Source organism: Amphritea atlantica (assembly GCA_024397875.1).
Lineage (GTDB): Bacteria > Pseudomonadota > Gammaproteobacteria > Pseudomonadales > Balneatricaceae > Amphritea > Amphritea atlantica_B.
This window is the reverse complement of record CP073344.1, coordinates 2,034,439-2,052,174: the sequence shown is the minus strand read 5'-3', so window position 1 is coordinate 2,052,174 and position 17,736 is coordinate 2,034,439. Positions and strand designations below refer to the sequence as shown.

At 50.7% G+C, this 17,736-nt stretch carries 13 protein-coding genes; 4 read left to right on the top strand and 9 right to left on the bottom strand.

What is annotated here, in order from left to right; genetic code table 11:
* Nucleotides 1-4: 4 nt before the first annotated feature.
* On the bottom strand, nt 5-2,215 hold the full coding sequence (katG, locus tag KDX31_09415) for a catalase/peroxidase HPI (protein UTW05181.1): 2,211 nt from the start codon (nt 2,213-2,215) through the stop codon (nt 5-7).
* A gap of 565 nt (nt 2,216-2,780) precedes the next feature.
* The gene (locus KDX31_09410) at nt 2,781-3,647 is read right to left on the bottom strand and encodes an SMP-30/gluconolactonase/LRE family protein (GenBank protein ID UTW05180.1); all 867 of its coding nucleotides are present in this window, start codon (nt 3,645-3,647) and stop codon (nt 2,781-2,783) included.
* 113 nt (nt 3,648-3,760) lie between these two features.
* Between KDX31_09410 and KDX31_09405 the strand changes: the two genes are divergently transcribed.
* A complete protein-coding gene (locus KDX31_09405) occupies nt 3,761-4,552 on the top strand; it encodes a helix-turn-helix transcriptional regulator (protein ID UTW05179.1) in 792 nt (263 codons plus the stop codon).
* A 52-nt stretch (nt 4,553-4,604) separates the two neighbouring features.
* On the opposite strand, the gene KDX31_09400 is transcribed toward KDX31_09405, so the two are convergent.
* From KDX31_09400 to KDX31_09390, 3 genes are all read right to left on the bottom strand, one after another.
* Nucleotides 4,605-5,828, bottom strand: a complete 1,224-nt coding sequence (locus tag KDX31_09400; GenBank protein UTW05178.1) for an FAD-dependent oxidoreductase — start codon at nt 5,826-5,828, stop codon at nt 4,605-4,607.
* On the bottom strand, nt 5,828-6,151 hold the full coding sequence (locus KDX31_09395) for a 2Fe-2S iron-sulfur cluster binding domain-containing protein (protein ID UTW05177.1): 324 nt from the start codon (nt 6,149-6,151) through the stop codon (nt 5,828-5,830). Before KDX31_09395 ends, KDX31_09400 begins: the two co-directional genes overlap by 1 nt.
* Before the next feature lie 71 nt (nt 6,152-6,222).
* Complete coding sequence (locus KDX31_09390) at nt 6,223-7,383, bottom strand: cytochrome P450 (GenBank protein ID UTW05176.1); 1,161 nt, start codon at nt 7,381-7,383, stop codon at nt 6,223-6,225.
* 151 nt (nt 7,384-7,534) lie between these two features.
* Here KDX31_09390 and KDX31_09385 point away from each other — a divergent pair, with 151 nt between their 5' ends.
* Nucleotides 7,535-8,446: a helix-turn-helix domain-containing protein gene (locus KDX31_09385; GenBank protein ID UTW05175.1), complete on the top strand. Its 912-nt coding sequence runs from the start codon at nt 7,535-7,537 to the stop codon at nt 8,444-8,446.
* A 37-nt stretch (nt 8,447-8,483) separates the two neighbouring features.
* Here KDX31_09385 and nhaD read toward each other — a convergent pair whose 3' ends face one another.
* Nucleotides 8,484-9,719, bottom strand: coding sequence for a sodium:proton antiporter NhaD (gene nhaD, locus KDX31_09380; protein UTW05174.1), 1,236 nt, complete (start codon nt 9,717-9,719; stop codon nt 8,484-8,486).
* A 468-nt stretch (nt 9,720-10,187) separates the two neighbouring features.
* Between nhaD and KDX31_09375 the strand changes: the two genes are divergently transcribed.
* Nucleotides 10,188-11,621, top strand: coding sequence for an aldehyde dehydrogenase family protein (locus KDX31_09375; GenBank protein ID UTW05173.1), 1,434 nt, complete (start codon nt 10,188-10,190; stop codon nt 11,619-11,621).
* Nucleotides 11,622-11,727: 106 nt separating this feature from the next.
* On the opposite strand, the gene KDX31_09370 is transcribed toward KDX31_09375, so the two are convergent.
* A complete protein-coding gene (locus tag KDX31_09370; protein ID UTW05353.1) occupies nt 11,728-12,633 on the bottom strand; it encodes an FUSC family protein in 906 nt (301 codons plus the stop codon).
* Nucleotides 12,634-13,109: 476 nt separating this feature from the next.
* Here KDX31_09370 and KDX31_09365 point away from each other — a divergent pair, with 476 nt between their 5' ends.
* Complete coding sequence (locus tag KDX31_09365) at nt 13,110-13,952, top strand: mechanosensitive ion channel (protein UTW05172.1); 843 nt, start codon at nt 13,110-13,112, stop codon at nt 13,950-13,952.
* A gap of 104 nt (nt 13,953-14,056) precedes the next feature.
* Here the strand turns inward: KDX31_09365 and KDX31_09360 are convergent, their stop codons facing one another.
* Together KDX31_09360 and folD are read right to left on the bottom strand one after the other, a co-directional pair.
* A complete protein-coding gene (locus KDX31_09360) occupies nt 14,057-16,192 on the bottom strand; it encodes an FAD-dependent oxidoreductase (protein ID UTW05171.1) in 2,136 nt (711 codons plus the stop codon).
* A gap of 370 nt (nt 16,193-16,562) precedes the next feature.
* Nucleotides 16,563-17,414: a bifunctional methylenetetrahydrofolate dehydrogenase/methenyltetrahydrofolate cyclohydrolase FolD gene (gene folD, locus KDX31_09355; protein UTW05352.1), complete on the bottom strand. Its 852-nt coding sequence runs from the start codon at nt 17,412-17,414 to the stop codon at nt 16,563-16,565.
* Nucleotides 17,415-17,736: the final 322 nt, after the last annotated feature.

Below are 17,736 nucleotides of genomic sequence, written 5' to 3'. Positions count from 1 at the left end.
AAGATCAGGAGAGATCAAAGCGATCTGCATTCATGACTTTGTTCCAGGCCGATACAAAGTCAGTGACAAACCTCTGCCTGGCATCACTCTGAGCGTAGACCTCGGCAATGGCCCGTAGCTGAGAATTGGAACCGAATATCAGGTCAACCCGGGTTGCAGTCCACTTCAGCTCGCCTGTGTTGCGGTCATGCCCCTCAAACAGCTCTTCCGCTGCTGAGGTTGCTTTCCAGATTGTTCCCATGTCGAGCAGATTGACAAAGAAGTCGTTGTTCAGGGTTTCCGGTTTATCGGTAAAGACGCCATGCTGTGATCGATCGGCATTTATATTTAATACCCGCAGGCCGCCAACCAGTACCGTCATCTCGGGGGCTGACAGTTTCAAAAGCTGAGCCTTATCAAGCAGTAGCTCTTCTGCAGAGATGCTGAAGCGGGCTTTCTGATAGTTACGAAAGCCATCCGCAGCGGGCTCCAGCGGCGCAAAGGAATCGATATCGGTTTGCGCCTGGGTTGCATCGGTGCGGCCTGGTGTAAACAGTACGGTTACTGGCTGTCCGGCGTCATTTGCGGCTTGCTCAATGGCGGCACTGCCGCCTAAGACGATCAGGTCGGCCAGTGAAACGTTTTTTTTGTTGCCATGAGTCGCGTTAAAGCGGGTCTGAATTCCCTCCAGTGTATGAATAACCGTGGCTAACTCTGCGGGCTGATTTACCTCCCAGTCTTTTTGTGGTGCCAGACGAATACGTGCTCCATTCGCGCCGCCACGCATGTCGGAGCCACGGAAGGTGGATGCGGAGGCCCAGGCGGTGGATACCAGTTGCGGGATCGACAGCCCGGACTCAAGAATCTCGCGCTTGAGCACCACAATATCCCGGTTGTTGATCAGTTCATGATCGACCGCGGGCAAAGGGTCTTGCCAGATAAGTTCCTCGGCAGGGATCTCCGGCCCCAGATAGCGGGAGAGGGGGCCCATATCCCTGTGGGTCAGTTTAAACCAGGCGCGGGCAAAGGCATCGGCAAACTCATCCGGATTTTTATGAAAATGTTCTGATATCCTGCGGTACTCAGGATCTTCACGCAATGCCATATCGGCAGTGGACATCATCGGTGCATGCCGTCTGGAAGCGTCATGGGCATCGGGAACGATGTCACTGGCTGAGGGGTCTTTCGGAGTCCATTGCGCCGCACCGGCGGGACTCTTTGTCAGCTCCCATTCATAGCCGAGCAGGGTGTCGAAGTAGCTGTTATCCCACTGAGTTGGTGTTGCTGTCCAGGCTCCCTCCAGTCCGCTGGTGATGGTATCGACCCCTTTGCCGCTGCCCATGCTGTTTTTCCAGCCCAGACCCTGTTCAGTAATTCCGGCGGCTTCCGGTTCCGGGCCAACATGTTCAGGATCTCCCGCACCATGGGTTTTGCCAAAGGTGTGACCACCGGCGGTGAGGGCGACGGTTTCATAGTCATTCATCGCCATGCGGGCAAATGTTTCGCGGATATCCCGGGCGGAACCCAGTGGGTCAGGGTTACCATCAGGCCCTTCAGGGTTTACATAGATCAGGCCCATCTGCACCGCAGCGAGTGGGTTTTCAAGGTCCCGTTCGCCGCTGTAACGGTTGTTGCCGAGCCACTCCCGTTCTGCTCCCCAGTTAACATCCTCTTCGGGTTCCCAGATATCCTCACGACCACCGCCAAAGCCGAAGGTTTTTAAGCCCATCGATTCCAGTGCACAGTTGCCGGCCAGAATCATCAGGTCGGCCCAGGAGATTTTGTTGCCGTATTTCTGCTTCACCGGCCACAGCAGTCTGCGAGCCTTGTCCAGGTTGCCGTTATCCGGCCAGCTGTTCAGTGGAGCAAAGCGTTGCGAACCAGAGCCGGCACCGCCCCGGCCATCACCGATGCGATAGGTACCTGCGCTGTGCCACGCCATACGGATAAAAAGAGGACCATAGTGACCATAATCAGCGGGCCACCACGCCTGAGAATCGGTCATGAGATCATAGAGATCCTGTTTCAGGGCAGACAGGTTCAGTGTTTTAAATTCATCGGCATAGTTGAATCCGTCAGGCATTGGACTGATCTCAGGAGCGTTCTGATGGAGCATTTTCAGGTTAAGCTGGTTCGGCCACCAGTCCTGATTGGCGCTGCCCCGATTACTCATCTGTGTTCTTGATCCATGCATGAAGGGGCATTGGCCTGCAGGGGTGTTGTTCTTATCACTCATCATAACCTCCTTGGTTCGATCAACTTATCACCTGATAATTAATAACAGCCTGGCCTAATGATTCAGGTGTGACTTATCTCTGACTGCTACGCGTTCTGATGCGGTGTAGACCATCAGGGGAACGGGTAGGTTGTTTGTCGCTTGCCATTAATATATAGCAGTCGTTCTGCGTAAAACTAAATTGGATATCCTCATGAGTGCGATAGCCCGGGTTTATATGGCAGTGCTCACTTTGTTTTATCAGCACTTATATCGGCACTTTTATAGATGCTGATGTAGGTAGATGTAGGTGCTTTTATCAGCAATTTTACAAGCCGATTTACGGTTAATTTAAGCCGGCGATTCAAGGCAGAATAGGCTGGTTTGAGGGGGGGAGGCGGTTATCAGAAAGTGGCGCTGACGTTATTGTTGGTAACGCCAGCGTTAGTGGTGGTCAGTCTCGCGTGTTGTTTTTAATGAACAGGGTTTGCGTTACCTTCATGTGTTTTTTGTTCTTATAAAATCATTTATAAATATATATTTATGACGGTTAGTTAATGTGATAGTTGTGTTCAAAAGGTGTTTGTTATTCGATCTTATAAGTATCAATTCGTTGTGAAAACATCATCGGTACATACAGCTGATCACCCTTCACTGAGATGTCCGCTGAATGTTTGCCGGCATTGAAGAGCAGTTGAACGGTTTCATCTTTGTATCCAAAAATATTGCCATTCATCCAGTCGCTGATCAGCAGTGAATCACCCGCATCAGCAAGGCCATCCAGATTGCCAAACTGCTGTGCATTTTTATAGGGAGTCAGGGTTGCCGTCTCTCTGTTAACGGCATACAGTCCACCCGGTGTCTCAGTGGTGAAGTCGTCTTTGATCCCTGTTCCCCAGGTCGCGACAATCAGTTCGTCATCCTTAAACATCAGGCCATTAGGGTGGGGTAACTGATCACCCGGAATCCATTGATCCAGAGTCTCATCGTGATAACGGTACAGGCCCCCTCCCAGCAGGTCGCTGATGTAGATTACGCCTGTGTCATCAATGGCGACATCATTCAGCATCACGCTGCTGTCTGCTTTTATCGATTTAACCAACACGCCCTGCTCAATATCAATAATATGCAGTTGCTGCATATCCGCTACATAGAGATTCTTAGAGTCTGTGGCCATGCCTTTTGGGGCATCCATACCCATAATCCATACATGACGGATTATGCGGCCTTCGCTGGAGAGTAAACTGATATAGCCTTTGCCATTTAACTCAGTGGGAGTACCGTTCATATTCGAGACGTACAGGAAAGGTTTGGTTGGATGCGCTAAAACAGACTCCGGTTCGTCAAAACCTTCCAGACTCCAGACTATCTCCGGTGCCGAGATTGCGGCCTGGGAGGATAGCGTCAGCATTGCTATCGCGCTGCGTAATACGGTTTGAAATGTTGTGTGCATGGGGTGCTCCTTGAGTTAATAGATCTCGATTGTGCTATATTTGATCCTTGTTTCCATTAAATTAATTTATGGTATCTTTTTTTTGATACTTTTTTGGCAAATCGGGTAGCTAAATGATAGATCTTGCGGTGGGTAATATAAAACAAAGCAGTGTCTCTGCTGCTGACGATCAGCAGCGTGAGAGTCTGTTTACCTTGCTCAAGCAGGCGTTGAAAGCCCGGGGGTACACCTACGCCAGGCTTGCCGCAGAGATGAATATGAGCGAGTTATCCATTAAGAGGCTGTTTAAAGATAAAGACTGCAAGATGAGCAGACTGTTTGAAATCTGTGCGATTATCGGTTTGAGCGTCGATGAGCTGATACAGATGCAGCAGCGCTTCAGGCAGGTGCCTGAGTTTTTGCCCGAGTCTGTTGAAGCGGCACTGGCCAAAGATAAGCATCTGTTTCTGATTTTGATACTGTTGGTGTCACAGTTGGATATCACCACCGTTCAGACGTTGATGCAGATTGATAAGGCCAGGCTTTATCAGCATCTGAGAGCCCTGGAGAAACTGGGGCTTATAGAACTGAAAACAGGGGAACGGTTTCGGTTTTGTGTGCCGCTGCCGATCCGCTGGCGCATGGGAGGGGCGCTGTCCGACCTGATTAAGGGGGTTAACAGACGCTATATCGTCCACTGCCTGGATAATGAGAGAGATCCCGAGTATGCATTCACAACAGCCAGTCGGTTGATGAGTAAAAGTAGCGCGCTGCAGATACAAAATAATCTTCGCAGAATACGGGAAGAGTTCGACTACCTGAGTAGCCAGGACCAGCTGTTTTTCAAAGCGGAAGAGTTACAGTTCTATAAGCTGGTGTTTGGTATGGGGCCGTTTTCAGTGGATGTGATTCTGGCGGATGAATAGTCCGGCATCGAATAAAAACCCGCCGGAACGGGCTTCTCTTGTCGATCTGCGACTATTTTTTCAGCAGGCTATTCAGCTTAAAGCCAGCATCTTCTATCTGTTCCTGAGTCGGTGATACCCCGGCAGTGATCAGCTTGCGACCGGCCATATGGTCGGCAGGGCGGTTAACCGTGTGAATCGCAATTAACCGGTCATCACGGAAGAAAAACAGTGAGAACTTGTCCTCTTCCCGCTCTCCCCGCTGATAGAAATGTGTGTAACCGTCGTGGATACCCACCATCTGCAGTTTGATATCGTACTGATCGGACCAGAACCATGGCACTGAGTGGTATTCAGCTTCCTGACCGGCAATGACCTGAGCGATGACTTTCGCCTGATCAACCGCATTCTGAACCGATTCCAGGCGGATCTCGGTACCGCTGAATGGATTGTCATAGCGGGCTGAGTCACCGGCGGCAAAGATATCAGGGTCGTTGGTACGACACTGAGCATCAACCACGACACCATCGTGGCACTGCAGTCTGGCACCTACGGCCAGTTCGGTATCTGCGGTTACGCCGATGCCGGCCAGAACCAGCTGAGCAGGGAGCAGTGTGCCATCTTTCAGTCGCACCGCCTCAACATTGCCGTTACCATCATCGGCGATATGATCCACCTCAGCAGCGAAACGGACATCGACCCCATGCTGGTGGTGGATGTCCAGCATATACTGAGACAGTTCAGGGGTGACGGCATTGGCCAGAATGCGCTGACCCCTTACCAGTACCGTAACCTTCTTGCCCAGTTTTGCTGCCGTAGCGGCAAACTCCAGCGCAATAAATCCGCCGCCGATGATAACCGCCTCTTCAGTCTGATTAAGGTGCGACTGTATGTAGCGGATATCGTCCAGGCTTTTGATATAGCCGACTCCGTTTAGCGTTGAGCCGGGAATATCAAGTTGTCTTAACTTAGCACCGGTAGCGATAACCAGCTTATCGTAGGCCAGTGTTTCGCTGTTATCTAAGGTCACTTGCTTTTCCGTACGATTGATCGATTCCACTCGATGGCCAAGTTTTAGATCGATACGATGATCATCGTAGTAGGCCTGAGTACGGAATAGCAGCGCGTCTTCACCGGTAGCGTTTAGCAGGTGGCTTTTTGATAGTGGTGGACGCTGATAGGGCAGATGGCCTTCGCCATCGACCAGAGTGATCGAATCTTCAAAACCTGCGCGACGTAGTGAATCAGCGCATTGGTAACCAGCGTGACCGCCGCCTACAATGACGACGCCACTCATTACTCCTGCTCCTCTGGCATATGAATAACGATACCATCCAGGTCGGCAGTGGCTTTGATCTGACAGCTCAGACGGCTGTTTGGTTTACGCTCAGAGGCGGTATCTTCGAGCATTTCATCTTCGTTTTCTGACATCTCGGGCAGCTTTGCTAACCAGGCATCATCGACATAACAGTGACAGGTCGCGCAAGCGCAAGAACCGCTGCACTCTCCCTCAATACCCTCAACGCCGTTCATTACGGCACCCTGCATGATGGTCATACCCTCGGTAATATCAAGCTGAGTAGACTGACCATCGAAACTTACATAATTAACGGTTGGCATAGATACGGTCCTCAAAATAGCACCCGCCTCTGAGCAGCAGTGGCGGGCTTTTTTTATGATTATATAAACACTTAAACTTTAACCTGCAGTTCCAGCGGGCTGCGGAAGTTTGTCGAAGACATCCAGCGCAGTTCCTGGTCTACTTTAGAGATATTCGGGAAGGCTTTCAGAAGCTCTTCCAGAAGGACTTTGCAGGCAAGACGTGCAATGGATGTACCCAGGCAGGCATGAACGCCACCACCAAAGCCAAGATGGCCCTTTGGCTTGCGGCTAAGATCATAGACGTTTGCGTTGGGGAATACCTCTTCATCGCGATTGGCCGATCCATAGGCGAGGATAACAAAGTCACCCGGCTTCATAGTTTGGCCATGCAAGGTGATTTCCTTATTAATGCAGCGGCGAAAACGTTGCGCTGAAGTGTTATAACGCAGGCTCTCTTCGATTGCATCCGGAATCAGGGATGGATCTGCCACCAGTGCATCCCGTACTTCCGGGTGGTCAGTAATATTTTTGACCAGCATCGTCAGGAAGCCTGAAAGCGACTCGATACCTGCCATGATCAGTGTGGTAACGGTCAGCAGAATCTCTTTGTCAGTTAGTTTTTCGCCGTCGATCTCAGACAAAATAAACTGACTCAGCAGGTCTTCGCCGGGATTTTTCTTACGCGCTTCAACGAGATTGGCGGCATATGCCTGCATCCACTCAAACGCTTCGATATGTTCCGGGCCTTTCTGCTTGGTCTTTGGATCTGTCTGTACCATCAGCACCGCTTTATCACGGACGGTCTGCAAGTTTTCGTCTGGCAAATCGAACAGATAGACAATCAGGTCAACGGTATACCTGGAAGATAGTTCGCTGACATAATCAAACTGGTCACGACCTTTTAGTGCATCAAGATGCTTTCGCATTGTGGCTCGGGCCGGCTCAATAATATGTGTCAGTGCGCGCTTGGTAACGGCTTTCTGAATCAGTGCCCGTAGACGGTCGTGACGGGGTGGATCGGTGGTGCCCAGAGTGGACCCCTGGCGTCCTGGCAGTTCACTGACCAGGTTGCCTTTGGCAGAGGAGAAGGTCTCCCAGTCGTTCAGGGCCATGACAATATCTTTATGACGGGACAAAACCCACATTTCAATATCTTCACTCCAGAAGCAGGGGTATTCAGCTCTGAGTGTGGCGTACGCGGGAAATGGATCAGCGTCTATCTCCGGCGAGTAGGGGTCAAATCTAAACATTCGCACTCCTCACAAATCATTTATCTATTTATTGTTTTGTAACTGTAGTCAGTGTAGGTCTATTGACCTAGTTTAAGAATGGATATTCAGTTCAAACTATTGTACTTTTATGACAGCTAATGGCCTCTAATACCTTATCGCGAATGAAAAGATGAATAAAATTAACAGTGACGCCAGTTCCGATCAGCTGATATCCACCTATTCACTGTACAGTGAAGAGCAATCCCTGGGTGATCCGGAGTTTATTCATATTGAGGATATCCGTACCCGGGCAGAGCTGTTTGACTGGACCATTAATATTCATACCCATCCGAAGATGTTTCAGATTATCTACGTGCGTAAGGGGCGTGCCAGAATTCATATAGATGGCCTGGAGCAGGAAGAGACCGGCCCCTGTCTGATTACTATTCCCGCAGGGGTTGTGCATGGCTTTGAGTTTGATCAGGATGCCACTGAGGGGGCCGTGGTGACAGTGTCCCAACTGCTCATGCTGGATGAGCAGTTTCAGCATCGTTTTCCGTTTAAAGAGGAGTTGTTGAGTAAGGCGCTGATTATCCCTCTCTCGGAAAGTGATCCTGATCAGGCTCTGATCGATCAGCAGGTCCGTGAGCTGAGGCGGGAGTATTTTGATAATCAGCCAGCCAAAGCGCTGATGTTCGAATGGCTGCTGTTCTCGCTATTGATCCGTATCGGCCGCAAGTTGCACTCGGCTTACAGTCGTTCAGATGTCGGCAGTCGTTATGAACAGCGCTATAAAGAGTTATGTCAGCTGATTGAGATGCACTACCGGGATCACCTGTCAGCCAGTCAGTATGCCGAAATGCTGAACACGACCCCGATAGGGCTGAATCGGGCTTGTGCTGCAGTTGCGGGGAAAAATGTCAGTGAGTTATTACAGGATCGGCTGATTCTGGAAGCACAGCGGTTTCTTATCTACACCGCCGCTCCGGCTTCCCTGATCGCGTATGATCTGGGTTTTAAAGACCCGGCGTATTTTTCACGTTTTTTTAAGCGGCGGGTAGGGCTGAGTCCGGGAGCATTTCGTAATCAGCGGGATAACTGATCCCGCTGATTACTTCATCTGGCTGCCTTACTCTGTATCAGAGCACCAGCTTAGTCAGTGCCATGACCGCTAGATAACCGCAGGTATAGGCGACCAACAGCCAGTGAATAAATCGCAGGTAGGAGATGAACGTGAGTGCTTCCAGCTTGCTCAGTGCGATAACACCGGCAGCAGAACCGACAATCAGGATCGAACCACCAACACCCACCGCATAGGTCAGTCCCAGCCACTCAGCCTGAGTCATGAGGATATCTGACTGGAGAATGGCGGCGGTTAGTGGCACGTTATCGACCAGTGCTGAAAGAATGCCAATAAAGTAATTGGCCACGACTGGTGGCATATAAGTATAGAGCTCGGGAAGTAATTCCAGTACAGACAGTTCTTTCAGCATACCCACCAGCAGTAAAACACCGAGGAAGAACAGCAGGGTATCAAACTCTATTTCACGGACATATTCGAGGACGTTAGGGTTCTGTTCTTGTCTGAAAATAATCCGGTGGACGATAAACATCAGCGCCAGGCCAAACAGGAAGGTCAGTACCGGTGGCACGGCAAACAGTACGCTCATCGCCAGAGTGCTGATAATGGTCAGCAGAAACAGTACCGCGATCAGTTTGTCGCCAGCAGCAATGGGTCGCTTGAATTTAGGCAGGGTGATCACCGCGTTGCTGCCCTGCATCAGGATCAGCGCCAGGATGGCTACTCCGGCGATGGCTGGCAGCACCAGTAACAGCAAATGGAGGATCGATACCTTACCGTTGAGGAAGATCATCAGTGTGGTTACATCACCGGTAATCAGCGAAACACCACCGGAGTTGACCGCAAAAACAATTAGCGCGGCAAACTTCAGTGTGTCTTTGGTTTCCAGCTTCAGCGAGGCCAGCAGTGATAACATAATCAGTGATGCGGTGATGTTGTCTGCCAGTGACGAGAATAGAAGCCCCAGCAATGCGATAAGTATCATCAGGGTGCTGAGTTTTAACTCGCTGGGCAGCATCCGGTATACCAACTGGGTGATCAGACCCTTTTCGTTGAGGTAGGCCACAAAGGTCATAGCAGCCATCAGGAACAGCCACAGAACAGCGATATCCAGAAGTTGCTCGTTGAGCGCCTCCTGAATCGCCTGAGGTGATTTTTCGGGAAAAACGAAGGCTAAAATCCAGACCAGCGTACCGATAAACAGTGTCGACTTTGCTTTATTCAGATGAACAACATCCTCAAAGACGATCAGTACAAAGGCGAGGATAATCAGGCCCAGTAACAGATAATGCATTGTTATTCTCGTTATCAAAATTTTATAAGGCGGCTATTTTCTACTTTTGTACAGGCTAATAACAATAGATATAACGTGTTATGGGATAAGAAAATTAGGATTACTACTTTTTAGCCCTCTATAGCCAACAATCAGCCCGCTGTTGTTCAGTTTTTATACAGAATTACTGTCGGATGGTTCTTTGCCTGCGAAATAGCAGAGGGATAATCACGGGCGACGGCGGAAAAATTTAATTAAATTAGTGGGTGGGGGGCTGAAAAAAACCAGCGAGTGGGCTAACTCAGCCACAGAGGCATCCCTGTGCACTGATAAACGTTTCGGCTCCAGCAGGGCCTGTAACATTGCGTTTTATACAGTGGTAACCCGCGTCATTTTAAATGATATCGGTGTTGCCGCTTGCACTATAGTGTTTATCAGGGCTATACCTGTTCTGTGTTTTCAAATTTGTAGAAAGAAGGAAAAGCAAAGATGTCTGATAAACGTCAGTTTTATATTGATGGCCGGTGGACCGCCCCGGCTCAAAGTAACGACTTTGAGGTGATTGACCCATCGACTGAGGAAGTTTGCGCCGTTATCTCTCTGGGCAGTGAGGCCGATACTGAGGCGGCAGTTGCTGCGGCACGGAGGGCTTTTGATCAGTGGAGTCAAACGTCCAGGGAAGAGCGCCTGGCGCTGCTTGAAAAGCTGCAGGAAATCTATAATGCGCGGTCTGAGGAGATGGCTGCAGCGATCTCTTCTGAGATGGGCGCACCGATTGCGCTGGCCCGCACGGCGCAATGTGGCAGCGGTGCGGCGCATATCAAAAGCCTGATCCGCACGCTGAAAAACTATGAGTTTGAGCAGCCGTTAGGTCCCCACGCTCCGGACAATCGTATTCTGCATGAAGCGGTTGGTGTTTGCGCACTGATCACCCCGTGGAACTGGCCGATGAATCAGGTCACCCTGAAAGTGGTTGCTGCGCTGGCCGCAGGCTGCACTATGGTATTGAAGCCATCCGAGATTGCTCCACTTTCATCTATGCTGTTTGCTGAGATGATCGATCAGGCGGGTTTTCCGGCGGGGGTGTTTAATCTGGTGAACGGGGATGGCGCCGGGGTCGGGTCAGCGCTGACAGGCCATCCTGAAGTGGATATGGTCTCCTTTACCGGGTCAACCCGTGCCGGCATTGCGATCTCTAAAAATGCCGCAGATACCGTTAAGCGAGTGGCGCTGGAGTTGGGTGGTAAGGGAGCCAATATCGTCTTTGCCGATGCTGATGATAAGGCGGTGATTCGGGGCGCGCGTCATTGCTTTAATAACAGCGGTCAGTCCTGTAATGCACCCACCCGGATGCTGGTGGAACGCAGCATCTATGAGCAGGCGGTTGAGACAGCCGCTAAGGTTGCCAGTGAGACCATGGTTGATCGTGCGGCGATGGATGGCCGGCATATTGGTCCGGTGGTGTCTCAGCAGCAGTATGACAAGATTCAGGGCCTGATTGAAAAAGGTATCGCGGAGGGTGGCCGCCTGGTGGCGGGAGGTCCGGGTAAGCCTGAAGGACTGGAGACGGGTTATTTCGTTAAACCGACCGTGTTTGCCGACATCAATAATCAGATGAGTATCGCCCGGGAGGAAATTTTTGGCCCGGTTCTGACCATTATTCCATTCGATACTGAAGAGGAAGCGATCGCCATTGCCAACGACACACCCTATGGTCTGACGGATTATATTCAGACTCAGGATAGCGCTAAAGCAGCCCGTGTTGCCCGTCGATTGCGTGCGGGGATGGTACAGATTAATGGTGCGGGTTTAGGTGCCGGCGCACCTTTCGGGGGGTATAAGCAGTCTGGTAACGGCCGAGAAGGCGGTGTCTGGGGACTGGAAGACTTTCTGGAGGTAAAAGCCGTCTCTGGTTGGAGCTGATGCTGTGATCTGAATAGCGTCATCAAAGGGGTTGCCGATGGGCAGCCCCTTTTTCCTCCCTGATGTTTTTTCTTTGTCAGATACTTTCCTCACAAAGCCGAGTGGGCTACTTCCCGGGTAACAGTTTATTAACGGATCGCACAAATGCCGGGTGATGTATTACCCAGCCGCCGACGCAGCCGATAATGCTGCCCAGGATGATGTCCAGCAGACGCGATAGTATCAGGTGACCAGTCTCTGTTCCTGCAAGGGTTATATCGGCAAATATTACCGTCAGAGGGGTGATAAATATCACCGCCAGACCATAGTTGCGGGTAATCAGAATTTCGATAAAAAAACTCAGCACAAAAATCAGCAGTGCCAGTTGCCACGGGCCGGGTGCCAGCGAAAAGATAACCCAGGCGATCCCCATGCCAATGGTTGTTCCGATTATCCGGTGGACATTACGATGCCATATTGCGCGGAATGTCGCGCCCTGCATAATCGCTGCAGTAGAAATGGGTACCCAGTAAGGGTTATCAAGATTTGCCGCGATAGCCAGGAAATAACCGCCCCCGACAAACAAGCAGGTTACCAGTGATTCTATCGTGATAGTGACTATGTTGTTGTCGACTTCTTCGGTTGGCCGGCTGACATAATCCTTGGAGAAATAGACCTGATAGATGCTGTAAATGAGTGCGAGTATGCAGGCGCTCATGGCGCCGAACATCAGAATGCCGGTTCGTTCTGCCGCCAGTGAAAGGTCAAATGGTAGCGTTCTGGCGAGACATGCGACCACGACAAAGAACAGTACGCCGGGCGGTGGCAGCGCGTAAAAACGACAAATCGCGGTTACCAGAAATACGTTCAGAGTCAGGGTTGCGGCTGACAGATACGGGTCGAAGCTTGTTAGCACGCCCAGGGCAAAACTAAGCGCAAAGCCGAAAGCGCAGGTTGCCAGTATCATCATCCGGCGGGAGATGTTTGTCTGGCGCATGTACAGAATTACCAGTCCTCCCATGCAGGCTAACATAGCCGTAGAGAGCTGACCTATCCAGGCGCCAAAGAGCGCTGGCAGCGCTACTGAAAAAGCGGATACAGCCAGGAAACCCAGCGGCCGTTTATGATTGCTAAGTTCGAATAATGGTTTAATAACACTCCAGAACCGTAACCGAAGAGGTCTTGCAGAATCGTTGTTACTCAATTGTTGTTCCTGATTTAAACACTATAGAGCGCTTGCCGGGTGTTGAAGAAAGATTGGCCGATGCGCTGTGCGTCTGATATCCGCTGTTTGAAAATTTGGCCTGCTCAGTGTACTGGATAGTAGGGAGGGTAAACAATATTTCATATAAAACAGTTCGGGTAAGCTTGCCTGAACACGGCGTGATAACTGCTTTTGAGCACTTGACTCAGAATTATTAGTGTTATTCACTGCTTAAGGCTTTACAGCCCGAAGTGAAATGAGCATCTTTCATCTTCTGAGGGAAGACAAACAGGGAAAACAAAACGATGTCGGAATTACTAGAACAAATAGATATTAACCAATACTTTCCAGCGGCGCTGGACTGGGCGAGTAACATCCTTCTGGCCATTCTAATTCTGCTGCTGGGCTTATGGTTTGCCGGCAAAGTTAATAAGGGGATCGTTGCTGCCAGCAAAAAGAATAAGCACCTTGACGATACGCTGTTCCGGTTTCTGGGCAGTGTGGCCCGTTATCTGATTATCGCTTTCGTGATAATCGCAGTGCTCAACCGCTTTGGTGTGCAAACTGCCTCGATTGTTGCGCTGTTAGGTGCTGCAGGTCTGGCCGTTGGTCTGGCATTGCAGGGGGCGCTCTCCAATTTAGCAGCAGGGGTTATGCTGTTGATTTTCCGACCTTATAAAGTGAATGATTTTATTGATGCGGCAGGGCGGTTTGGTAAGGTGACCGAGATCGATATGTTCACCACTATCCTGCAGACATTTGATAACCAGCAGATTATTGTGCCCAACAGTCAGATCTGGGGGGATCAGATTATCAATCACTCACATTATGATGTACGGGGCGTCGATATGCGCTTTGGTATTGCGTATGGCGAGAGCATCGATGAGGCGCGTGCGGTGATTGAAAAGGTGCTTGAAAATCATCCCCACGTGTTAAAGAGTCCTGCTCCCTTTGTTGAGGTTGAAACCCTGAATAACAGCTCGGTTGATTTCCTGGTAAGGCCGTTCTGTAAAGGCGAACACTATTTCAATCTGCTTTATTCTGTGCCTGAGCAGATCAAGAAAGCGCTGGATGAGAATGATATAGAGATCCCGTTCCCGCATCGTAAAGTCATTCTGGTGAATGAGACGACCAAAGAACTGGTGTAATAAATAACACTAGGTAAGTTATTTAAGTATCTGATACTTATTAAAAAGCCCTGCTATTGCGCAGGGCTTTTTTTATGTCGAAACTGAATGTAGCTTAGCCTGCTTCAGCCACGCTTCCAGCGGTGAAATTTCTCCAGCCAGCCGAGTAGCTTTTGCGGCGCATGTTTCTTTTTCCATTCACCGGCAACGAAACGATTCGCTTCATTCAGGGTAGGATACGCATGCAGAGTGCCGAGAATCTTGTTTAAGCCGAGCTTATTTTTCATCGCCAGGGCAAACTCTGGCAGCATCTCGGCGGCGTGTTCGCCCACCAGAGTGACACCGATAATCTTATCGCTGCCCGGTTTCAACAATACTTTCACAAAACCATAGGCCGCTTCATCGGTGATCGCCCGGTCGAGTTCTTCCAGGTTGTAGCGGACCGCTTCATAGGCAATACCCTTATCAATCGCCAGTTTCTCATTCAGGCCGATACGCGCCACTTCGGGGCTGGTATAGATAGTGAAAGGGATTAATCGGTAGTCCACCCGGAACTTCCTGAACTGACCAAACAGGGCGTTAACCGCTGCATACCATGCCTGATGACTGGCCGCATGGGTAAATCGATAGGGACCGATAACATCACCGCAGGCGAGGATGTTGGGCAGCCGTGTACGCAGGTAGTCATCGACCTGAATGGTGCCCCCCGGCTTAGCCGTAATGCCCAGAGACTCCAGACCGAAGCCAGTGACATTGGCGGTACGGCCGGTTGCCACCAGAAGTTTGTCGAAGCCGATACGTTTTTCCTGGTCATTATGGCGGCACACCAGTTCATAGCCTTTTGGGGTGACCTGAAATCGCAGCGGTATATGACCAGAGCAGATACGGATGCCATCCTGTCGCAGTCTTGTTTCGACAACGGCAGCGGCGTCCTGGTCTTCCCGGGTAAGCACCTGATTGCCTCTGAAGAGTATTGAAACCTCGCTGCCCAGTCGGGCGAAACACTGTCCCAGTTCGCAGCCAATAGCGCCGGCGCCCAGCACCAGCAGTCGTTCAGGGCGCTGACGCAGACACCAGATGGTATCTGAGGTCAGAGGTTCAACCAGTTCAATCCCGGGGATCTCCGGAATTGTCGGGCGGGCTCCAGTTGCGATGACAATGTTCCGGGTTGTAATGGTTTTGCCATTTACCTCGACTTCCCAGGGGCTGCGGATGAAGGCATCCCCGGTTACGCAGTCGACCCCAAGCGACTCATAGCGCGCGATGGAATCGTGAGGCTCAATGGTTTTTATGACCCGTTGTACGCGTTCCATAATCTCTGCGAAATCATATTCGACAGCGGCTTTGCGGATGCCCAGTTGTTCCGCGTCCCGTATATCGGCCAGAAAGTGAGTGGTGCGGATCAGCGCTTTGGATGGAACGCAGCCGGTATTCAGGCAGTCACCACCCATCTTGTGGCGTTCGATCAGGGTCACTTTCGCTTTGGTGGCAGCGGCAATATAGGAGGTTACCAATCCGCCGGCACCTGCCCCGATGACCACCATATTGGTATCAAACGTTTTCGGCTTTGAGAACCCCGTGTAGACTCTGCGCTGCTTGATCAGATCGGCCATCAAGCGGCCAATCCAGGGGAACGCTCCGAGCAGGCAGAAAGACAGGATCAGGCCCGGCGAGAGGATGTCTCCGGGCTGTTCGATAGCTGCCAGCTGAGTGCCTGCATTGACGAAAACGGCGGTGCCGGGCAGCATACCCAGTTGACTGACCCAGTAGAATGTCGGCGCTTTCATGCGGGTCATACCCATCACGGCATTGATAACAAAAAACGGGAACAGGGGGACCAGGCGCAGGGTAAGCAGGTAGGCGATACCATCTTTTTCAATACCGCGGTTGATAGGGTCGATATATTTGGAAAATTTATGGGTCAGGGGTTCCCGCAGCAGATAGCGGGAGATGAGAAACGCCAGGGTGGCGCCTATTGAGCTGGCAAACGAGACCAGCAGTAATCCGCTTAACAGACCGAATACTGCCCCGCCCACCAGTGTCATGACTGTCGCGCCGGGAAGGGAGAGGGCGGTTACCACAATATAGATCAGCATAAATGCTGCCACCGCGACAAAGGTGTTATCTGCTACCCAGCCTTGTAAGCTGTCCTGTTGTGATTTTACATATTCAAGGTTCAGGTAACTGCCCGCGTCCAGCAGGAAAAACGCACTGATCAGGGCCGCAATGATAACGATCAGAGTGATTTTTTTTCTATTCATAACAGGTTTGCTCAGCAGATGTTGGCAGTAGGTTCAGTTCTACCGTTTACGTGTTTCAGTTTCAGCGATTCAGCTAGGCTCTTTAGTAAAAGCTTTATGAGCTCAAGTTCTTTAGTTTCGGCGCTGAGTACGAATTTTTATAGGTTAAGCGTGAGAAGATAGTCCCATAGTAACCTGAAAATATCCTGAAATAGTGATTTTAACTTCCTCAATAGGTTCCGCTTTATTTTGATTAACCGATGATAATGTTTGATTCTGGTGGTGAATGTGACGCTGGTGGGCTGAGCTCAGAAGTTGTTGCCAATAAAAAAAGGCCTTTTATGCTCAGTTAATGAGGCATAAAAAGGCCTTTTTTAAAAAACGGATAATCTCAGTTGAGGTTGTTAGCCGCTTCCAGAGTGTTTTCCATCAGCGTTGCAACAGTCATCGGACCGACTCCACCGGGAACCGGAGTGATCCAGCCAGCCCGTTGGGAGGCCACATCGTAGTCTACGTCACCCACAAGCCGGCCATCATTCAGGCGGTTAATGCCCACGTCGATTACGGTCGCGCCGGGTTTAATCCACTCGCCTTTAACAAGGCCGGGCTTGCCAACACCCACAACGACAATATCAGCACGCCGTACATGGCTGGCAAGCTCCTTTGTGAAGCGGTGGGTCGTTGTTGTGGTACAGCCCGCCAGCAGCAATTCAAGCGTCATTGGCCGCCCGACAATATTTGACGCGCCAACAATCACGGCGTCTTTGCCGCGAATTGGTTCGCCGGTTGATTCCAGCAGGGTCATGACACCTTTAGGGGTGCAGGGGCGCAGAGCCGGAAGTCGCTGTGCCAGACGGCCCAGATTGAAGGGGTGGAAACCATCGACATCTTTCTCCGGACGGATGCGCTCAAGGATTTCATTCGCTTCCAGGTGACCGGGCAATGGTAACTGAACCAGTATGCCGTCAATATTCGCATCGCCGTTCAGCTCATCGACCAGATCCAGCAGTTGCTGTTGAGTGGTTTCAGCCGGCATATCATAAGAGGCCGACTCGATGCCTACCTCTTTGCAAGCATTTTTCTTGTTTCTGACATATACCTGAGAGGCCGGATCGAAGCCTACCAGTACAACTGCCAGGCAGGGGGCGCGTTTACCCTCTTCAATTCGGGCCTTCACACCCGCTGCTACCTTATTGCGAACATTTTGGGCAATCTGTTTGCCGTCAATTATCTGAGCGCTCATCTTACGAATGTTTTCCTCAGTCATGATTTTGATGGCGCGGATTGTCTCATGGTTGTCGTTTTCCTCCAAGGGGAAATGCGCCAGGACCTGTTTCTGTGCGTTCGGGCTGTCTATAAGGTATGCCAGGGGAGGGGGCAGGCCGATAAACATCAGTTTCATTACGACTATAGAAGGCTGGGGCGGAAGATTGCTAAGTGTTTTATTTTGTTAAAATTTTAAAAAAGGGTGTTGACGGGCTATGAAGCGATATATATTATGCGCACCACCTTGAAGGGAGGGTCATGACGCACCTCGTTGCAGATAACGCTTCTGACAAGGTCGG

Bases quoted from the DNA above. Each gene is read 5' to 3' on its own strand.
- KDX31_09395 (UTW05177.1), bottom strand. From the start codon at position 6,151: ATGCCAACCGTTAATTATGTAAGTTTCGATGGTCAGTCTACTCAGCTT.
- KDX31_09360 (UTW05171.1), bottom strand. From the start codon at position 16,192: ATGAATAGAAAAAAAATCACTCTGATCGTTATCATTGCGGCCCTGATC.
- katG (UTW05181.1), bottom strand. From the start codon at position 2,215: ATGAGTGATAAGAACAACACCCCTGCAGGCCAATGCCCCTTCATGCAT.
- KDX31_09385 (UTW05175.1), top strand. From the start codon at position 7,535: ATGAATAAAATTAACAGTGACGCCAGTTCCGATCAGCTGATATCCACC.
- KDX31_09390 (UTW05176.1), bottom strand. From the start codon at position 7,383: ATGTTTAGATTTGACCCCTACTCGCCGGAGATAGACGCTGATCCATTT.
- nhaD (UTW05174.1), bottom strand. From the start codon at position 9,719: ATGCATTATCTGTTACTGGGCCTGATTATCCTCGCCTTTGTACTGATC.
- KDX31_09405 (UTW05179.1), top strand. From the start codon at position 3,761: ATGATAGATCTTGCGGTGGGTAATATAAAACAAAGCAGTGTCTCTGCT.
- KDX31_09410 (UTW05180.1), bottom strand. From the start codon at position 3,647: ATGCACACAACATTTCAAACCGTATTACGCAGCGCGATAGCAATGCTG.
- KDX31_09375 (UTW05173.1), top strand. From the start codon at position 10,188: ATGTCTGATAAACGTCAGTTTTATATTGATGGCCGGTGGACCGCCCCG.
- KDX31_09370 (UTW05353.1), bottom strand. From the start codon at position 12,633: ATGTTAGCCTGCATGGGAGGACTGGTAATTCTGTACATGCGCCAGACA.
- KDX31_09400 (UTW05178.1), bottom strand. From the start codon at position 5,828: ATGAGTGGCGTCGTCATTGTAGGCGGCGGTCACGCTGGTTACCAATGC.
- folD (UTW05352.1), bottom strand. From the start codon at position 17,414: ATGAGCGCTCAGATAATTGACGGCAAACAGATTGCCCAAAATGTTCGC.
- KDX31_09365 (UTW05172.1), top strand. From the start codon at position 13,110: ATGTCGGAATTACTAGAACAAATAGATATTAACCAATACTTTCCAGCG.